This is a genomic window from Catonella sp. (assembly GCF_052169795.1).
In the GTDB taxonomy this organism is placed as follows: domain Bacteria; phylum Bacillota; class Clostridia; order Lachnospirales; family Lachnospiraceae; genus Catonella.
The window spans coordinates 16,282-32,226 of record NZ_JBQNBU010000014.1; the positions used below are offsets into that span (position 1 = coordinate 16,282).

Below are 15,945 nucleotides of genomic sequence, written 5' to 3' on the forward strand. Positions count from 1 at the left end.
CCACAAGTTTAGCTTTGTGGAGGGATACAAAACTAAACTTTATTTATCAAATACTGTCTGCTTATCAACCTCTGTGCAGAGAGCATCAAGAGCCTTTTCCACAATCTTACGGCGAAGTTCTTTTTCTTCACCTGCTGGTAATGCCGGATTACCAAGTGGATGAGGAATTGCAATAGCAGGAACAATTCTATTTGCACCAACAGTAAGTGAAATAGGTGTAACTGTACAAATATGAACTACAGGAAGTCCTGTTGCCTCAATAGCTTTTACCATCGTTGCACCGCAACGTGTACAGGTGCCTCACGTGCTGGTTAGAATTACAGCGTCTACTCCGGCAGCAAGGAGCTTCTGTCCGATTTCTTCACCGAACTTCTTAGCAGAAGCAACTGCAGTTCCGTTACCAACTGTTGAATAGTAGAACTCATGAAGCTTGCCGATAACTCCCTCTTTCTCCATATCACGAAGTACATCAAGAGGAACTACACGGTTTGATAACTCATTTGCATATACAGGATCATAGCCACCATGTGCTGTCTCTGAATTTGTACTGTCAAGAGAGTTAACACCTTCTATACTGTATGTACCATACTTAGAAGCATTTGAGCTTTCAATATGATCAGGATTGCCCTTTGGAACGGTACCACCTGATGTAACTACAGCTATGGTAGCCTTGCTCATATCCTTAATAGCCTTGCCCGGCTCAACTCTGTCAAATACAGGCATTGGATACTCTGTAACAAATGGCTTGTCAGCAATCTTCTTAAGAAGCATTTCTACAGCTCTCTTTGAACCTCTCTTCTCTTCAAAGAAGTTAACACGCTGATTCTGATTGAAGTATCCTTCTTCTACAGATGCTCCGATAGCCTCTCCCTTTGCAAGCTTAAGTGCAAGAGGAGCCATCTTTTTAACTGCAGCTCTCATACCTGCTGCGTTATTCTTGGTAGATACGATATATACCTGATTCTTAAACATATCTACACCAGGATTCTCCTCGTACATACCGGTAACTACAGGTATATTTAACTCTTCTTTGATTGCTGCTGCAATAGTTGCACAAGCAACACCGTAACGACCTGCGTTAAATGCAGGACCTGCTATAAATAAATCAGGATTCTGTGATTTAACCATCTCGATAATCTCAGCCTTAGCCTTATCAAGATTCTCATTGAAGTAACTATCTCCGCAGATAACAGTAGCAACTATTTCTGCTTCTTCGCCAAACTCTGCCGCAAGTGCCATACCAGGACCTACTTTTTCTCCTACGCGGAGTTCAGCTGCATAATCAGCCTTTTCCTCGCCACCAATCTGTGCAAAGAACTGGTTGATATAATGAACAACTCTAAGTTTTGCCATGATTTTCTCCTTATCTCGCACTAAGTGTATTAAAGCCCATTTCGTTTGTTGCTCCGGTAATTACCTGAAGCTCAACTTCAAGTGTACCATCTTCTCTAAGTGTATGCTCGTTAGCACCGGCAATCTTGTTTACATAAGCAAGAGTACCGATAACCTTGTCAAGTTTAGGAAGAATGACAACCTGGTTAGCATTACCACCGGTTACAAGTGCATTTGCAGCTGCATTTGCATCTGCAAGTGACTGTGACTTACCATCACGACCTGCATACTCATCGGTAATAATAACGGTCTTAATTCCCTTAGCCTCAATCTTTGTACAGTTCATAATGAGGTCAGTATCAGGGTTACCAAAACCTTCCTCAGATATGATAACTGCATCAAGTCCAAGCATCTCGCAAAGCTTTGCTGTCTGGTTTGAAGAGCGCTGTTTATCGGCAAGATAAACGTTCTCATTTGTAATAATATGTGCAACAAAGTTAATTGTCTTTCCATGCTCTGCATATAAATCTTCGATAACAGGGTTATTCTGATGTGCATAAGTCTGGTTCTTGTCACAAGAAGAAACACAGTTACCGGAAATAATAGCACCATCCATATCCTCTGTAGGATAAAGCACTGTAGGGAGAATCTTCTTAGCATCTACTCCGTAGACATAGGTATCATGAAGAAGTCCCTGACTCTGAAGCATCTGTACATAGCCGACTCTTGGAAGTCCCGGGAATTTCTCAAAGCCTTCTTTAATTGTAGGCGCTTCATATACTACAGTCTCATCAGGTGTAAGGTTTCTTGCAAGTTCTCCGATGTAAGTAGCCACATTGAGACCTGCCATACGAACTGCATGCTCATAATCATGAGGAGCAACTCCATCAACACCTTCGCAGATAAGGCAAAGATTAAGTAATTTTGAATATGGTGTATACTGTGCACCAAGTCCTGTCATATCAATTATACCTTCCTGGAAACCAACAATAGGTCCACAGGTAACTACTGCCATATCTTTAAGGCAATATGTCTTTCCTGAACCAACTGTGTCTACAGGAGCTACAACACCCGGGAAAATGCCTCCATTTCCTTCTACCTTTACTCTAGGCTCAATTACATCCTTAACAGGAGTAATTCTTACGGACTCGCCCGGTTTAGCAATGTCAAAGTCTGCACATTTAAGTTTCTCCTGCTCAAGAACTATCTTAATAAGTTCTTCTTTGTTCACATAGAGAACTCCGCCTTCAATCTTTGACGTTGTTGCAAATTGGATGTCTTTGATGAAAATCTTTCCAAGTTCCAGTTTCACAACTCATACCTCCTAATTATACTGTGTATTATTTTCAAACAATTTAAGCATTTTAACTATTTTAAGAATATGTAGTAATCTTATTTTGCATTTCAGATTATCCCTGTAAAGATTTATTGTGATTTTACAGTTCAAAAAACAATTATGATGCCCAAATTATTTATAGGAAAAATAAATAATTATTCCCTATTTCAAACCTTTTCTATTATATCATGTTACACTAAAATTGTAATCAAATATTTATTAAAAATTTATATTTTCTACATATTTGATATATTTTAAATCATTACAATTATAATAAGCGCGCTTATTTAAAATTATGCACAATTTTTTTTAATATAGTCTTTTTATATGATTTTAGTCATAACTATAATGATTTTCTGATAATTGTACTTTTTTCTATTTATCTGGCACGTCTTTTGTAACTTTTTTGAATTTACAGACAATTAAATTACGTGCAATCTTTTTTAATCGTTTTACCATAAAAATATGCTGTAAATAAACCTCTCCAACTAAATTGTCAGAATTTTTATTTTTTATCAAATCACCTTTACGGAGGAAATTTTTATAAAAAAAAAGAACCTTAGCTTTCACTTTTACAATATGAAAGCAGATTCTTTTTACATACCTATTTCAAAGTTTCAAACGACTCTATTCCACTCAATATAAGGGTATAATCTATAAATCTCTTATCTTCATCTGTGCCTTCTCTAAATTCATCTGCCCTTTTTACGAATTTTTTACAGTTATCAATTGCATCTTCAATCATAAGCAGTGAATCTGTATCTACATTTCCTTCAACTATATGAATCATAACGGATTTGTAAGGTGTCTGTCCCGGCTTTACACTACCTGATAACGGGTGCGTAAGAAGAACTGAACCTGTGTGTATCATATCTCTGAGTTTTTCCATTACTGCAAGGATACCGCCATCCACAAAATCAATGTTATAATTTCCCTCAATTTTTTCTTTAACCAAAGGATTATTAGTCACAATCAAAACTTCCTGTTTTTTCATTTATAATCTCCATTTTATATATACAAAATATTAGCTGCAGCTATCTTTATCTTACAGGTAAAGATACTGCAGCCACTTTACTATAATTTATGCAAATTTAATTACATTCTCAGAATGCCATATTTCAGCTTACATATCCTGCCTTCTTAAGAATATCAAATGATTTATCCTTATTTGCATCAGAAACTCTGATGATAGGCCCTGTACAACCCATACCACTCTCAGCATAGATATTTTCTTTCCAAAGTGCCTTAACAGCATCCTCCAAATCCATAACTTCTATGCCCGGAATCTGAGCAGTTACTATCTCTTTAGCAGGCTCTTTAACATCCTCACTAGGTGCAGCACTCTTCTCACGAGCAGCCTTAAGCTCAGCCAAAATCTTATCAAGCCCTGCCTTCTTAGCAGCTGCAAACTCAGCATCAGCTACATCAAATACCTTTCCTCTTACAAGTTCAGCAGCATAACGGATAGCATTCGCTATAACAGGAGTACCTGAAGCACGGGAAATAATCATGACGAGATTCTTATAGCCTTCACCTATACCGGGACCATAACCAAAGCCTGTTGCCTCATAACTTCCACCTGTTGTGAAAGAAGAAAGCATCTTACTCATTACATTTCCTGTAAGCGAGTCCATAACCATAATGTCAGGAGTAGCTCTAAGTACATCGTTACCTCTCATTACGCAGCCGCCGTCAGATCTGCTTGACTCTGTAAAATGTATATTATAGCCACCTTCCTGAAGTTTTTTAAGCTCTTTTTCAGTCTGTCTTGCACCATCCACATTGAGGATACCGACTGTAGGCTCTTTAACTCCGCAAGCCTTAGCTGTAATTATACCGTAAATAGCATTCTTTATCATACCTTCAATACGATCTGTGCTTGAAGTACCGGCAGTATTAGCAATGAATAATTCCTTACCTACACCCGGAGTAACTGCACGACCTACAGTAGATACACCGATTGGGAATGGATAATGCATGGTAACTGCACCATCTATTTCTCCTGATGCAAGCATTTCATCCATTCTTTTATGACCTTCTTCATCGTTACTTACCTTAATAGTAGTAACACCCTCAGCCTCAAGAGTACCGATGTAATAAACATCTATTCCATCTCTTGCAGCTTCAATTGCCGCCTTCATAGTAGTTTCTTCACCATGCTCAGAACCCATACCGGTAAGTGCAATCTTAGGTCTTTTACCGAAACTTCCTGTTTCAAGGCCTTCAGCCATTTCAAGGAAGGTATCAGCAATTATCTTTTCAATTCCTTTTCCCATTACAATTCCACCTTCCTCAGATTATTCTGTTATTAAAGATGCTGCAAACTCTTTCATAGCCTTTGCAATAAGACCCTTTACTTCTTCCTCAGATACTCCGCTATCCTTATTTTCAGCAGAAGTATTAGCCTGAATTACAAATGAAACACCGTCAAAAAGGTTAGTCATTCTTCCAAGGAAGAGTGAGCCCTTACCAACTATCATCGCTCTCTTGATATTTCCTGCTAAAATATCTTCTCTTGCAAAACCTATATATGGTGCACCTGATGGAATATGTCCCTGTGTTGGGGCAAAACCTACAAGACCATGCTTTGTAATAAAATCAGGAATTTCTTTTCTATCGAGCTGCCCCTTCTTAACTGCAAGTGCAGCTATCATCTTATAGTTAGCCTCAGGAACATCACCGGCTCCGGCAGGCTTTGTAATATCAGGATTCTGCATCTCTGTTGAATACTTATCTATATCAGTAATCTTAAGTCCTACTCTCTCAAGAGGATCAGCCACAAGACTTCCTATTACATTCTGAGGAGCTGAACCTGTACCAACTGTATGACGACCGATTATATCCAGATTTATCTCAGGGCTTACTCCATCATTCTCAGAAATTATAATACTGAAAGAAGCTATACAATCCTCAAGAAGAGGCACATCCTTCTTTACATGATCCTTACCATTCATACCGAGCTTAGGTACGCAGCCACCACCGATAACAGCCACTGTCTTATATGCTCCTGCCTTAACGAGGGCAGCAGCCTCAATAAGAGCATGTGCAGGTCCTGCACAGAAACCTCTTGCATCAGAACCGGTAGCATTTACAAGACCTGCTATCTCAGCAACAGCCTTAGCAAAGTTACCGCCACCACGCTGGTTCACATCACCACAAGCCTCTTCTGAACAGTCAACAACATATTCAACTTCTTCCTTGCTTAATCCCGTACTCTTAAGTGAGTGAAGTACAGCAAGTACACTAGAAGCCTTATTTACAAGGTTTTCATGCATAACTTCCGCCGAAAGGTTCACATCAATGTCATGTGCTCTCTTTACACATCCTACAAGGGTTTCTCCATAATAAAGTCCTTCAGCACCATCATTATTAACAAACTGTTCGATTTCAGAAAGTTCAAAACCTTCATGTACTCTTGCCATTATATCTTCCGTAATAACAGGGTCTGCGGCAAGCTCCTCCTTATGAGCTGCTACAAAACCCTTCTCAAGCATAACTACTTCAAATACATCACTTGCCTGAACTAAAAGAAGGAACTCTGCCTCCGGCATAATCTCACCAAACTTACCATATCTGTTTGCACCTTCCATATGCTTATCAAAATATGGAAATTCAACTTCTTTAAACTGTGCAGGAGTAGCATTACCTATGTAAACCTGATTTGGCCAATAATCAACAACATCCTGATAGCTTCTGAGATGACTTGGAATACCCTTTAAGAATTCTGAATCAGGGTTAACAATCTTCTCAGTTACAGCTGTAGAACCATTGTGAATTATCATGCTTGGTGTATGTGCAAGAGCATAACCGGTTCCTTTAATAATACTGTTCATACTTTCCACCTCGTTTTATTAGTATTTTACCTTCTAAGCACTTGGTTATAATGAATCTATCAATATCCCCCAAATGTTATTTTCTTTGTTACTTTGTAGAATATTCTGTGAAGCAATTTAACAACACAAAAGGAAAGGCGATGAGGCAGTTAACCCCCATCGCCACCTCTTAAAATTGCAAAGTCTTATTATAAATATTTGCAATACTCGTTTCTGATATTAGTCATCTCTTCAATGATTCCGTCAACATCAAGAACCATCTCCATCATACTAACCTGGTCATCATAAACGCTTTCATCAACTTCTGCTTTAATCTCCGGTTCGCAAATATGGTATACTGTGAGTCCAAGCTGAACTCCTGTCAATGGACCTGCAAAAGTAGGATCTCCGGCAGTAACTGTTTCAGCAGCAAGACCTGAAGCCTCACCTTCTGAAGCACCGAGAACTACAACTACATTCTCCGGACCGTACTTCTCTGAGAATTCCTTAACTCTTTTCTGGTTTTCAAGATCCATTGCACCTGCGCTCGTTCAAACGAAGCACTCAGTAGATGCAAAAATTACTTCACCACCGGCTGACTCTACACAGGCACTGATAGCTGGACCCGGTACACCGTCACGATCACCGATGATTACTACCTTTTTGTCTTTTAAGATAGCCATCATATTCTCCTTTCAAAGTGTTTGAATATATCGTTAAAGCTTATGCTCTAAACGCAATCTCGTGTACATAAAAATTTTATCACAGTTACAATAATATTGCAATACTATGTAAAACCACCTAAATTATTGATAATTTTCTTACAAATTATCTTATTTTTTAGATTTTTTTGCAAAAATATTGCGAATAATTTTTCACTACATTGCTGCGTACTTTTCAACCATAGCTCTTATAGCAGGCTCTGTACAATCTTCTTTAGCAAGCTCTTCAATCCTTGCTCCATCTTTATAAATACCCATAACAGGAAGTCCTAAAACTTTCTGTCCGATAGCAAGGCGGCGAGCCTGTGTAGTATTGAGTGCACAGAATTTAAGCTTTCCTTCAAACTCATCAGCAAGACCATGTACAAAAGGCATAAGTGCCTGACAAGGTACACAGCCATCACCATAGAAATCTACAAACACATATCCTTCAGCCTCAAGTACCTCCGGTCCAAATGTTTCCTTATTTACTTCTAACATATCTATTTCCTCCTAAAAATATATTTTATAAAATGATTTACATAATATGATGTGGGTCTCAAAAGATAATAAATTCTCTTGCAAGTAAGCCTCAATCGAATTTTACTTTTGACACTTGTATCATTAGATAAGCCCATTTACATATTTATCTGCCATAGTTGCGGCAATAGCTCCATCTGCTGCTGCCGTAACTACCTGACGAAGTTCTTTTACTCTTACATCACCAACTACATATACACCCGGAATATTGGTGCACATATTGTCATCAGTAATAAAATATCCTCTCTCATCAAGTTCAAGCCCCGTATCTTTGAAGAGGTCAGAGTTAGGAATTCTTCCTATGAAGCCGAAAAGACCGAACATACCGTCTTCCTCATCCGCTACAATATGAGTAATCTCACCTGTCTTTACATTCTTAACATCCATCTCTGAAAGTATACCGTCGCCATAAAGCTTTGTAACAGCACTATCCCACATAAAGTGAAGATTCTCAATCTTAAATGCCTTCTCCTGAATTGACTTAGCCGCTCTAAGCTCATCTCTTCTATGAATGATGGTAACATTTCTTGCGAACTTTGTAAGATACATAGCTTCCTCAACAGCAGAATCTCCACCGCCGACTACATATACATCAAATCCTTCGAAGAAGTTAGCATCACAGGTAGCACAGTAAGATACACCCTTACTTGCAAACTCTTTCTCTCCTTCACAGCCAATCGGTCTTGGATAAGCACCTGTTGCTATAATTACTGTTTTTCCTTCGTAAGTACCGTTATTACAAGTAACTTTCTTAACATCTCCCTTAAGCTCAACAGAAACTACTGTGTCACTTACACGCTCACAACCAAAATGTTCACACTGTTTGGTCATTCTGGCAATAAGTGACGGTCCACTCTCATCTTCAAGCACCTGTCCGGGGTAGTTTTCAATCTCATCTGTGATTGCTATCTGACCACCATCACTGCCCTTTTCAATAATCAGAGTAGAAAGCCTTGCTCTACCACTGTAAAGTCCGGCCGCAAGCCCACCAGGTCCTGCCCCAAGAATAATTACATCATACAGCTTACTCATAGTTCACGCTCCTTTTTTTCTTAATTTAATCCAAAATTTATGAATTAAATTAGTTTTCTGCAAAAATTTGCAAAATCTTGCATTTTACTGCAATATTTTGCAAATTTTAGTTATTGATTGAATTTACAATATCATACGCAGATTATTATACAACATATCCACCATATTTGTAAAACACTTTTTATATACTATATCTATTTTTTCAGTTTTTCATCATCTTTTAGTGCTTTTATTGTAGAAATTGCTGTCATTACCATTATGAATATAAATGGAAACGCTGCAACGATAGATATTGTCTGTAATGGTTTGAGTCCCCCTGCCATAAGAAGTCCTATAGCTGTAGCCGCCTGAAGCACACCCCATATCATCTTGTTGCCTTGCGGAGGATTCAAGTTACCATTAGATGTAAGCATTGATAATACAAAAGTACCTGAGTTTGCAGAAGTAATAAAAAAGGTACACAGTAATACAATCGCAATTATGGAAAGCACAAACCCAATTGGATATTTACTAAATACCACAAAAAGTCCTACCGATGGATTTGCAGCTATTTCCCCCATTTCTTCCATTGAAAGCGTTCCATTAATTCCAAGATCAAGTCCAAGTGTTCCAAAAATGGAAAACCATACAAATGATGCAAGGGCAGGAGCCAGCATAACACCCATTATAAACTCTCTTATAGTCCTTCCCTTTGAAATACGCGCTATAAATACACCTACAAATGGTCCCCAGGCTATAAACCAAGCCCAATAATACACTCTCCAGCCTGCAACCCAACTATTATCTCCAAAAGGATGAACAGTAAGACTATCTTGAACGAAATTCTGTAAGTACTGCCCAAGTGAATTTACCAAATCATTTAAGATAGGAACTTTAGGCCCAACTATAAACGCCAGAAGCATAAATCCTAAAGCTATGTAAAGGTTAGCATCTGATATTAACTTAATTCCCTTTCCAATACCCGACATAGCTGACCAGACAACCACCATTGTAATGGCAACAATAATTATTATGTACACCATCATATTGGCAGGAATACCAAACAAATAATTCAGACCACTGCTTATCTGCATAGTTCCAAGTCCAAGAGAGGTAACAACACCGGCAAGTGTAGCAAATGTAGCAAGTATATCAACTACCTTTCCTGCTGTACCATTTACATGTTTTTCACCAATAAGCGGCTCTAAAACTGTACTTAACAGACCTTCTTTATTTCTTCTAAACATAAAATAAGCTAGCGCAAGACCAACTATCGCATAACAAGCCCAAGGCTCAAATCCCCAGTGCATAAATGATGAGCGCATTGCAAATTCTGCTGCTTCCTGTGTACCTGCTTCTATTCCCATACCTACAGGTGGGCTTACAAAGTGAGATACAGGCTCTGCCACTCCATAGAATACAAGACCGACACCCATACCACAGCCAAAAAGCATGGCAAACCATGAAATCGTAGAATATTCAGGTACCGAATCATTGGCACCCAATTTAATATTTCCGTATTTACTGAATGCTATAAAAAGCAAGAAAACCACAAAGGCTAAAACCACAAATAGATAAAGCCATGCAAAATCATTGGTTAAAAACGTAAAAGCTGCTCCCGAAACTGCAGCAAAGTTATCACTAAATATAACTGCCCATCCCGCAACTATAACCGCAAGAACAATGGAAAACACAAACACCCTATTATCTTTTTTATTCGTCATCATAGGTCTCCCTCCATTGAAATATCAACTATACTTTATAAATGAAAAACCACCCCCGATTGTCCCATAGGGGTAAGGGGTGGTCAAATAATAGCATTATACTATTTTATACATCAAAAACTGTCTGCTCGTCTATAGCCTTGGCAAGAGCTTCTACAGCTACTTTTACCCTGTGATAACGAAGCTTCCACTGTTCTTCTTTAGATGTAGCAGGATCTCCAAGTGGATAAGGTATCGAAATTGTAGGAACAATTCTATTTGCTCCAACCGTCTTTGATACCGGAATCAAGTTACACATATGCACTATTGGCATACCTGTACGTTCAATTTCCTTAACCATCGTTGCAGCGCAACGTGTACAGGTGCCTCACGTGCTGACCATTATGCAGGCATCAACATGATCCTCCTGTAATAATGGTATTATCTCCTTCGCCATTCTTGAAGCTTCTTTTTCAGTTGTTCCTGTACCTACTGTAGTATAGAAATAATTGTGAAGGCTTCCATATAAACCTTCCTTAAGTAAAACCTTCATAGCATCTACCGGCATAATTACATTAGGATCAGCATCAGCTGCTGCCGGATCAAATCCTGCGTGTACTGTCTTAAATACACCACCTTCAAGTCTATCCATATTTGAGATATCATACTTTCCCCATCTGGTTGCAGAAGCTGACTGTATACGGTCAGGGTTATCTACAGGAACAATACCACCGGTATTAAGAAGAGCAATCTTAATTGTCTTAAGGTCTTTAACAGGAGCTGCTACGGGAACTCTGTCAAGCTTAGGAATAATAAGCTCTGATACATAAGGTTCATTATGAATTCTTGCACGAAGCATCTTCATAAATCTGTCTGCCGCTGTCTCTCCACTCTCAAGGAATACCTGATGACGATGTCCTGTTGGGAAATATCCCTCATCATCCGCAGGGCCAACCTTCTCACCCTTAAGCATCTTATTGGCAACAACCAGTAAAGCCTTTATATCCTGTCTCATCTTAGAAGCAATGTTTCCACCCTTCATAACTATCATTTCTTTTTTGAACATTTCTACACCTGGATTTTCAACGTTCATAGAAGTAATGACAGGTATGTTAAATTTTTCCTTAACTGCTTTACAGATAGTTCCGCAAGCCACACCATAACGACCGGCTTGGAACGCAGGACCAGCTATAAATATATCAAACTGAAGATTCTTTAACATATCTAATATTTTATTTACAGCTTCTTCTGTATTAGAACCCATAAAGTTATCACCACAGATAATCGTGTGTGTTACCTCACAATCTTCTAATTCTTTATTAAATTCCATTGCAGGACCAACCTGTCCTTCTCGAAGCTCAGGAGCCACATCCGCGGTATCCTCTCCACCTAACTGACCGAAGAACTGATTGATATATACAATCGCCTTTTTCATTTAAGTTTCCTCCTTAAAAATCTTTCATAGTCTTGGTTGACCAACCTACCGTCATATCACCACAGAAAAGACCATTGTCTTCCATAATGATTGAACCATCAGGTCTTACAGAAGGTCCTAGTACCTCATCACCTTCCCAACCACCTGAGTTACCATCTCTTCCAAGTGCTTCAAGCTCTCCAAGTACCGTTTCCATTGGAGGAAGTTCAATAAGCTCCGATACATTTCCTGTGGAAACCATAGCCACAATCTTCTCATCAAGTGTAACAAGCGGCTGTGAAGCACCATCACGACCTGTACACTCATTAGCAACACCAACTACCTTGATACCTGCAGTTTCAAGAGCAGCAATAGCACCTACATAGTCTGCATCCGGATTACCATATCCTTCCTCTGTAACAAGTGCAAAATCAGCACCCAGTTCAGTAGCCTGCTGCACAAGCATTTGAATAACTCTTTCTTTCTGTTCCATTGCTACATTAAGGTTAGACATGATTACACCTAAGAAATTATAATCCTTTCCATCCTCTTCCATAAGTCTTCTAAGAATAGGGAAGTTCTGGAAATCATAGGTTGACCACTTTGAGGAGCAAGGCATGAATGAACCGGAAATTAAAGCTCCATCAAGCACTTCCTGAGGACTCATAAGAGTAGGAAGATATTTATTCATGTCCCATCCATAAATGAGGTCATTGTATCCAAGCGCCTCCATCTGTGACTGTGGCTGAAGTACAGCTACAACGGAAGGAAGCTTATTTATCTCTATACTACGCTTTGTAATAGGAGTTGTCTCATATACATCTTTGCTTTCAGGAGTTAAGTCCTTTACGCACTGACCGATAAATTCCGCAAGCTTATGACCTGCACGCCTTAATGCATCATTTTTCTTCTGCTGCTCACGTTTTTCAAATTCTTCATTTGTATCAGCAACGAGCACGATATTGTTAAGTCCACCAAAATATGTGAGTTTCTGTCCCGGACCGCTCATATCAATAAGTCCGTCCTGGAAACCGCCCCAATGTCTTCCAACTACAAGTACACTACAATTCTTAAGTGCATGAAGAACACCTTCTCCTGACTGTCTTAAAGGACTTGTGTATCCTGGGAAAAGTCCTTTGCCGTCAAGACGTACACGAGGTTCAATAGCCTCTTTTACAGGGCAAAGACGAATCTTATCACCTGGCTTTGCTATATAAAGCTCTGCCTCCGTAATTCTTTCGTCTTCACGAACCATTTTAAGTGCCTCTTCTTTGTTGATGGTAAGTATTCCATCTTTGTAGGATAATTCGCTACCAAACTGAATATCTTTTACCTGAAAATTTCCAATCTCTAGTTTCACGAATTACATCCTCCTTTCATAGTGATTGTGTTTTGCAATTTTTTACAAAAAATTACTTTATTAAGCGCGCTTATCAACTAACCTTAATATACTATCTTTATACTATTTTGTCAATATAGAATTCATATTTATTGTAAAATATAAATAAATAAATAAAAGCTAAAGCTAGTCTTTTTATATCTATAGTATATATTTTTCAATTATCCACTCTTTTTTAGCTGTCATATTGCCCCTTCAGTATACTTTTTGCACAAATCCGCCTTATCAAAGAATTGTTTCCAGCTATCCATCAATTCTTTTTTGACCTTAACCTGCCTTGTCCATAAAATTATATATTCACCTTCCATAATCTGCATTGCGTTCATACTGTTCCTCCTTGCTTTTTGTACCTCTTTAAAAGATGGTATTTTATCTAATTTCATTTGAAATTTGTGCTATTTTAGTATAATATAGTTTTGTTAAGAAACGTTATACATGAATCGGTGTATTTATCCCAAATTGGGGGGTTATTTTTGCAAATCTTTATAGCACCATTAATTATCATATCATAGATGAAAGAGGATATACAATATGGCACATAAAGCTACACCTGAACAAAGAAATGAAAGGCTTCGTTCCTTTGTTCTCGCAACCAGGGAAATGATTGAAAATGAGGATTTTGATAATATTCATATTAGAAGGATTGCTGATAAAGCCGGTTTTCATAATTCGACCTTATATTCATATTTTAAAGATTCGGAGTATTTAATATCTCTTGCTTCTGTTAAAGTTTTTGAAGAGTATAGCCATTCCCTTGCTGAATTAAGTAAAAGGAATTTATCAGAGTATGAAAACTTTATGGAAATATGGAAATTTTTCTGCCTAAATGCTTTTAAATTTCCGAAAATTTACAACAACTTTTTCTTTGGAAAACATAGCGATGATTTAACCTCAATATTTGAGGAGTACTATAGTATCTTCCCTGACGAAGAACAGAAGCATTCCGCCAGCATACACAAAATGTATGTCGGCAAAAACTTAAATTTAAGGTGTTATGATATCTTAGAGCCATTAGTAGGTCTTCCTAATATAAGATTAAACAAAGATAATCTGACATTGGCAAATAATCTTATCATTGCTTCCTTCAAAAGTCTTTTAGAAGAAGCTTTAACTTTTAAGTCATCAAATACCATAGAGAAGGTAAATGAGCTTACCAGCAGGTTTATGGCTACCTTATGCTTCGTAATTGAAAAATAAAATTATTTATAGCATTTTCCCTATAAATATTCATTTATATAAAATTAAACAATTTTACAGATACTGATATTTAATGTATTATAATATCATCTCTGGTTCACACAATACCATCATATGTGAATAAAAAGAAAGCAGGCATTTGGGAACCTGCTTTTCTTTTATTTAAACCCCAATTATTCTTGAAAAATCTTATGAATAATTTGTCTTAAACTAATCTAATACTTTTTTCAAAATATTCTCCCAAGAAAGACTTTTTACACAATCTGCATCAGTTTCTGAATTATCTTCTATACTCTCTCTTATCTTTTCAGCCAACTCCGTTTCAAACCTCGGCAGTTCTTCTTCCAAAGGCTCATCAAGATTTATTAAAGAAGGTAATTTCACATACCTTATATTAGCTCTCGGTGCGTTATTTTCAAAGAATTCAGGTACACCTGAAAGGTTTGTTACCACAACCTTCATACCACAGGCAAGAGCCTCTATTACCACTAAAGGAATCGCATCAAAAAATGATGGCAGGATAAATACATCACTATTCTTATACCTGACTGCAACTTCATCAGGAGTAAGTCTTCCTGTAAAGTTTACCTTATATTTACATTTTTCTTGCCAATTCTTTTATTAGCTTAAATTCTGTTTCATTACCTGCCCCACCTACCAAAGTAAGCTCCAGCTCATTTTCAGAATAGTCAAGTCTATTTAAGCTTTTAAGCAAGCTCATTACTCCCTTTTTCTCCGAGAGCTTCCCTGTAAAAAGCAGACGTTTTATGGTATTATTTTCTTTTCTTCCTTCTGCATTAAAAATATTCTGATTATATCCTATTCCTACAAGAGTTATCTTGTCATCAGTTACACCATAAGTCTTAACTACTTCATCTGCCTGAGCCTTCTGTGGTGCAAATATTTTGTCAAGCTTTCTTACATTATCTATAATAAACTCTCTCTCAAGACTATGTTTACCCATCTGCCTGATATCGGTGTTATGACAAAAACCATAGACTTTTATTTTAGAAAATCTATTCCTAACAAGGCTTGTAAGCAAATATAAATGATGGCACAGAATAATATCCGGCTTTATCTCAGCTACAGCTTTATCAATGACTTTTAAAAATGCCTTTTTATATTTTTCTTCCATTTCATCTGTCATATCACAGTAACGGGTACTTTCATAAGGCATTTCGTCAGACATTCCGAATATATTAAACGGCAATTCCTCTGATTTAAAATATACAGGATAAAATTTAGCCTCTTTAGGCAAATCTATACTGTCCTCCTCACACACTCCTGCCACCACTCCCTGGGTATGTCCTTGTTCAGCTATAACTCTTACCAACTCAGTAAGATAAATACCACTTCCTGTAGACATAGGCTTTTGGGCAATTACATTTAACAGAGAAATAAATCGTGGGACAGTCCTATTTAAGAACTCTGACTTAAGTGAAAGAAAAGACAAAATTTGTAAAAAGTAACTTCTATACCGTATCTAAAATAAAAAAATTA

At 37.7% G+C, this 15,945-nt stretch carries 14 protein-coding genes and 1 pseudogene; 1 reads left to right on the top strand and 14 read right to left on the bottom strand.

Annotated features, from left to right (window positions below; translation table 11 throughout):
• Nucleotides 1–39: 39 nt before the first annotated feature.
• The 12 genes from grdB to ACTTKP_RS03645 all read right to left on the bottom strand — a co-directional run bounded on the left by grdB (nucleotide 40) and on the right by ACTTKP_RS03645 (nucleotide 13,574).
• Entirely contained in the window at nucleotides 40–1,353 is a 1,314-nt protein-coding gene (grdB, locus tag ACTTKP_RS03590; protein WP_442552533.1) for a glycine reductase complex selenoprotein B, read from the bottom strand.
• Nucleotides 1,354–1,363: 10 nt separating this feature from the next.
• Nucleotides 1,364–2,644 (bottom strand): glycine/sarcosine/betaine reductase component B subunit, encoded by a 1,281-nt coding sequence (locus ACTTKP_RS03595; protein ID WP_442552534.1) that lies wholly within the window; start codon nucleotides 2,642–2,644, stop codon nucleotides 1,364–1,366.
• A 628-nt stretch (nucleotides 2,645–3,272) separates the two neighbouring features.
• A complete protein-coding gene (locus ACTTKP_RS03600; protein ID WP_442552535.1) occupies nucleotides 3,273–3,662 on the bottom strand; it encodes a GrdX family protein in 390 nt (129 codons plus the stop codon).
• A gap of 124 nt (nucleotides 3,663–3,786) precedes the next feature.
• Complete coding sequence (gene grdD / locus ACTTKP_RS03605) at nucleotides 3,787–4,944, bottom strand: glycine/sarcosine/betaine reductase complex component C subunit alpha (protein WP_442552536.1); 1,158 nt, start codon at nucleotides 4,942–4,944, stop codon at nucleotides 3,787–3,789.
• 21 nt (nucleotides 4,945–4,965) lie between these two features.
• Entirely contained in the window at nucleotides 4,966–6,501 is a 1,536-nt protein-coding gene (gene grdC, locus ACTTKP_RS03610) for a glycine/sarcosine/betaine reductase complex component C subunit beta (protein WP_442552537.1), read from the bottom strand.
• A 188-nt stretch (nucleotides 6,502–6,689) separates the two neighbouring features.
• Nucleotides 6,690–7,163 (bottom strand): glycine/sarcosine/betaine reductase complex selenoprotein A, encoded by a 474-nt coding sequence (gene grdA / locus ACTTKP_RS03615; RefSeq protein ID WP_442552538.1) that lies wholly within the window; start codon nucleotides 7,161–7,163, stop codon nucleotides 6,690–6,692.
• Between the two features lie 195 nt (nucleotides 7,164–7,358).
• Nucleotides 7,359–7,682, bottom strand: coding sequence for a thioredoxin TrxA (gene trxA, locus ACTTKP_RS03620; RefSeq protein ID WP_442552539.1), 324 nt, complete (start codon nucleotides 7,680–7,682; stop codon nucleotides 7,359–7,361).
• Nucleotides 7,683–7,805: 123 nt separating this feature from the next.
• Nucleotides 7,806–8,753: a thioredoxin-disulfide reductase gene (gene trxB / locus ACTTKP_RS03625; RefSeq protein WP_442552540.1), complete on the bottom strand. Its 948-nt coding sequence runs from the start codon at nucleotides 8,751–8,753 to the stop codon at nucleotides 7,806–7,808.
• Nucleotides 8,754–8,947: 194 nt separating this feature from the next.
• Nucleotides 8,948–10,459 (bottom strand): BCCT family transporter, encoded by a 1,512-nt coding sequence (locus tag ACTTKP_RS03630; RefSeq protein ID WP_442552541.1) that lies wholly within the window; start codon nucleotides 10,457–10,459, stop codon nucleotides 8,948–8,950.
• 103 nt (nucleotides 10,460–10,562) lie between these two features.
• Nucleotides 10,563–11,870 carry a betaine reductase selenoprotein B gene (gene grdH, locus ACTTKP_RS03635; RefSeq protein WP_442552542.1) on the bottom strand — a complete coding sequence of 436 codons (1,308 nt, stop codon included), beginning with the start codon at nucleotides 11,868–11,870 and terminating at the stop codon, nucleotides 10,563–10,565.
• Nucleotides 11,871–11,883: 13 nt separating this feature from the next.
• A complete protein-coding gene (locus tag ACTTKP_RS03640) occupies nucleotides 11,884–13,209 on the bottom strand; it encodes a glycine/sarcosine/betaine reductase component B subunit (RefSeq protein WP_442552543.1) in 1,326 nt (441 codons plus the stop codon).
• Nucleotides 13,210–13,430: 221 nt separating this feature from the next.
• Complete coding sequence (locus ACTTKP_RS03645) at nucleotides 13,431–13,574, bottom strand: hypothetical protein (protein ID WP_442552544.1); 144 nt, start codon at nucleotides 13,572–13,574, stop codon at nucleotides 13,431–13,433.
• Nucleotides 13,575–13,779: 205 nt separating this feature from the next.
• Here ACTTKP_RS03645 and ACTTKP_RS03650 point away from each other — a divergent pair, with 205 nt between their 5' ends.
• Entirely contained in the window at nucleotides 13,780–14,445 is a 666-nt protein-coding gene (locus ACTTKP_RS03650) for a TetR/AcrR family transcriptional regulator (RefSeq protein ID WP_442552545.1), read from the top strand.
• A gap of 210 nt (nucleotides 14,446–14,655) precedes the next feature.
• On the opposite strand, the pseudogene ACTTKP_RS03655 reads toward ACTTKP_RS03650, so the two are convergent.
• A pseudogene (locus ACTTKP_RS03655) lies at nucleotides 14,656–14,985 on the bottom strand (glycosyltransferase); the annotation flags it as partial.
• A 55-nt stretch (nucleotides 14,986–15,040) separates the two neighbouring features.
• Nucleotides 15,041–15,811 (bottom strand): glycosyltransferase, encoded by a 771-nt coding sequence (locus tag ACTTKP_RS03660; protein ID WP_442552546.1) that lies wholly within the window; start codon nucleotides 15,809–15,811, stop codon nucleotides 15,041–15,043.
• Nucleotides 15,812–15,945: the final 134 nt, after the last annotated feature.